5 protein-coding genes are annotated in these 3365 nt (G+C 69.9%); 2 read left to right on the top strand and 3 right to left on the bottom strand.

The window, feature by feature from the left end; genetic code table 11:
- Together ACWJ6R_RS32840 and ACWJ6R_RS32835 are read left to right on the top strand one after the other, a co-directional pair.
- Window positions 1-355, top strand: a 355-nt coding sequence (locus tag ACWJ6R_RS32840; RefSeq protein WP_449065945.1) for a hypothetical protein, incomplete at its 5' end; no start/stop codon positions are given.
- Between the two features lie 207 nt (window positions 356-562).
- Window positions 563-1432, top strand: a complete 870-nt coding sequence (locus ACWJ6R_RS32835) for a hypothetical protein (RefSeq protein WP_449065944.1) — start codon at window positions 563-565, stop codon at window positions 1430-1432.
- Between the two features lie 370 nt (window positions 1433-1802).
- Here ACWJ6R_RS32835 and ACWJ6R_RS32830 read toward each other — a convergent pair whose 3' ends face one another.
- From ACWJ6R_RS32830 to ACWJ6R_RS32820, 3 genes are all read right to left on the bottom strand, one after another.
- On the bottom strand, window positions 1803-2249 hold the full coding sequence (locus ACWJ6R_RS32830; RefSeq protein ID WP_449065943.1) for a hypothetical protein: 447 nt from the start codon (window positions 2247-2249) through the stop codon (window positions 1803-1805).
- Entirely contained in the window at window positions 2246-2473 is a 228-nt protein-coding gene (locus tag ACWJ6R_RS32825; RefSeq protein WP_449065942.1) for a hypothetical protein, read from the bottom strand. Before ACWJ6R_RS32825 ends, ACWJ6R_RS32830 begins: the two co-directional genes overlap by 4 nt.
- A gap of 99 nt (window positions 2474-2572) precedes the next feature.
- On the bottom strand, window positions 2573-3365 hold a 793-nt coding region (locus ACWJ6R_RS32820; protein WP_449065941.1), incomplete at its 5' end, for a hypothetical protein.

The raw sequence follows: 3365 nt of genomic DNA, 5'->3' as shown, positions 1-3365 counted from the left end.
CCAGGAGACCGCCAAGGCGACCGAGGACATCTCCAAGCGGGTCGAGGCCATCCAGGCCGACACCGAGAGCGCGGTCGCGGCCATCGCCGAGATCTCCTCGATCATCGGCAAGATCAACGACTACCAGCTGACCATCGCCTCGGCGGTGGAGGAGCAGACCGCCACCACCGGCGAGATGAACCGCAGCGTGGGCGAGGCAGCCCAGGGCAGCGCCGACATCGCCACCAACATCTCGGCGCTGGCCGACGCGGCGCACGTGACGGCCGAAGGCGTCAGCGAGAGCCAGCGGGCCGCGGCCAACCTGGCCGAGCTGTCGGCCCGGCTGCACCAGCTGGTCTCCGGCTTCCGCTACTGAGGTCCGCCCTCCCGCCGGGGAGGACGCCCGCAGGCGAGGCACCGTACGGGGGGCCGCCCACGATCACCGTGGGTGACCCCCCGTATTTGTTTCGTAAAGCCATGGTTTTATCAACTAAAAGTATCGCCTTAAGAACGCACTGTGATATTTGGTAATAAATAGCTGATCGATTGGGTTGAAAGCTATTCTCCGGTGTAAAACTGTTTCATGTATTCCCTGGTCAGCGCCCCAGTCCTCGGTTTCGACCTGACGCGGCTGGACGGCGGAGCGGCGACCGCCGCAGTGCTCTCCCGCGCTCTTCGCCTCGACTCCCACGACCTCGCGGCGCTGGCCCGCCGGCTGCCCGACGACGGAGTCCGCGCCCAGCTGTGGCAGGACATCCACGCGGCGACCGTGCTGCGCCCCACCGTGCGCAGCCTCTCCCAGCAGGACGCCGAGGGAGCCCTCGCCCTGCTGGAGCGGGCGCCCATCGGCACCCCCGACGCGCTGCTGCACTGCGTCCGCCACGACGTGCTCGGCTGGACGTGGCAGGAGCGGGACGGCGTCCGCGGCCAGGACGACACGGCCTCCGCCGCCACCGCCGTCGTCTGCGACGCGGTGATGGCCACCTACCTGCGCGAACTGCTCCCGGCCGACACCCGGCGGCGGCTGGCCGTCGGCTGGCTCGCCGCCACCCGCGAACTGCCGGATCGGCCGGTGGACACCGGCCCTCAGCACCAGGCCGTCACGGGACTGTGCCGGCGCATCGAGACGCTCGGCGCCTCCGACCTGGAGCGGCTGACCGCCCTCAGCGACCGGGCCCGCCTCGACTCCGCCGGCTGGTCGCAGGCCGTGCACGAGGCCTCGTGGGCGGTCCACATGTCCGACCGCGTGCGCGCCGCCGCGGCCGCGCAGTTCGAGCTCGTCCAGGCCGTCGACGCCGCCGGAATCCCGGTCGCCGATCGCGCGAACGGCGTGTGGAACCTCCTCAGCGGCGCCGTGCACGCCCTGACCGTCGCCGACCTGCTCGACTCGGCGCTGCTCGGACGGCTCCTCGACCCCTGCCTGGGCGTCCTGGGCCTGCCCGTCCTCCGCTGAGCCCGTCCTCCGACGGGTTTCGCACGCCTAGCCAGCCCTGCCCGCCGTACGGCGGGCAGGAGCGGCTGCGGTGTTTCTTCCGGTTTTTCCTACAGCAGGCATCCCTACTGTCGTTGACCTGCTCCTCGCCCTGAAGGAACGAGGATTCCCGTGCCGCTCACGCGGCAGCCTGCGGCGCGCCGCAGGCTGTGGAACGGGTGCTTGACGCTTCACTGACCCGGGCAATCCCAAGTCTCCGCATCCTGAGACGCCTGGCCCGGCCGCCTGCCCGTTTCGGGCGTGAACACATTAGCGCCCAGCCCATGATCCAGAAGGGCAAACGGTGGAGTTCCATAGGCCGTCCCCTGCTTCGAAGCGTCAGCACGTCACCTCAAGGCAGGATTTCCAGTCGAACACCCGCAATGCCGTCATACAGGTGCGGTGACGGGGTGATGATCCGCCAGCCTCCGCGCGCTTCTGCCAGGAGCACGGCGTGAGCGGCGGAGAGGATCGCGGCAATCCCGGATTCCATGCCCAGTGCGGGAGTCTGCCTCTCCGAATTGATCGTCACGGTGACACCGATCTGACCTGCGTTCATGACGTCGGCGGCTGACAGCGCTCCGATCGTCACCACCGGCACCGCGAACAGAGCCCCCGCCTGCTGGGGGCGGAAAACGGCCGTGCATTGCGCGGCCACGGCTGGAAGCAGAAGGGTGGTGTTCCGCAGTACGGACTGCCGGACGATCTCACGGCCGTAGTCGCTCTTGGCGTCGAGCACGTGGTAAATCGCATCGAGATCGAGAACATGGCCGGTCAGCCCTTCGGGCTCTGTGGTCACGCAACATTCCGGGAAGACTCGAACAGGCGGTTCGCGCGCTCACGGTCGGCATCGGTGATCCCGGACTGCCAGCCCGCGCCCCAGAGCCGGTCCAGGGCCGCCATCCCGTCCTTGACGCGACGCTGTTCACGCAGGGCCTCTGCGATGTAGCCAGAGGCGTTGCCGGATCCCTGCGCCTCTTCGGCGAGATCATCCGGCAGGGAGATCGTGATCCGCTTAGTCATACTCATGAGGGTAATTGAGTCATACTCTTGCCGTCCATGAGGCGCCGACGTGGAAATCAACCGGTAGGCATGGATCATGCGAGACGGGTGAGAGCTGGGTCAAGGGCGCAGGGCGGTCCAGGCGGCGTAGTCGTGGACGGCCATGCCGGCGTAGGCGGGGTAGAAGACGGAAGCGGCGTCGACCGCGGACAGGGCGGTGTCCAGCGCCCGGCGGCCCTGCTCGTGGAAGGTGCAGTACGGGCAGTCGGGCAGGGCGAGGGTCTCGGCGGCCAGCCGTACCGGGCGGCCCGCGCGCCGGCCGCGCAGCAGCATGTCCTCGCCGACCCCGATGATCGAGCCGGGTCCGGTGGCGGTGTCGCGGTAGCTCATCACGGTGACCGCGTCGACGCGGGCCAGGACCGCGTCGGCCAGGGTGGAGCCGCCCGCGGGCACGGTGCCGTACCAGAACGGCACGTCGGCCTCGAGCGGCCGGGGGTCGGCGTCGCGCAGCTTGGCGAGCAGGCCGAGGAAGGCCGCGGTGGTGCCGGCCGGGTCGGTGCGCCACTCGTCCAGGTGGTACGGCTCGACGTCGACGTGGGCGGTGCGGAACAGGCCGGTGCCCATCGCGGCGCGCTGCCAGGCCAGGGCCGCGGCGTGGTCGAAGGTCCAGTCGGGTTCGCCGCCCAGCGCCGCCAGCCGGACCCCGGCGGCGTCGGCGCGCTTCTTGAACTGCTTGAGCCGGTTCAGCTCGGTCTTGGTGATCTTCGGGGGGACGTAGACGAAGATCTCCTTGACGGCGTGGGCGGTGGCCCAGCTCATCACGGCGGCCGGGTCGTCGCGCTGCCACAGCCACATCGCCCGCGGCGCGGGGAGCGCGGCTGGAGGGACGGCGGCGGGTACGGCGAGCAGCGCG

This window comes from Planomonospora algeriensis, assembly GCF_977012225.1.
This window is presented reverse-complemented; position numbering and strand designations above follow the sequence as displayed.

Excerpts from the sequence above, each read along its gene's own strand:
- ACWJ6R_RS32835 (WP_449065944.1), top strand. The coding sequence starts at position 563 with ATGTATTCCCTGGTCAGCGCCCCAGTCCTCGGTTTCGACCTGACGCGG.
- ACWJ6R_RS32825 (WP_449065942.1), bottom strand. The coding sequence starts at position 2,473 with ATGACTAAGCGGATCACGATCTCCCTGCCGGATGATCTCGCCGAAGAG.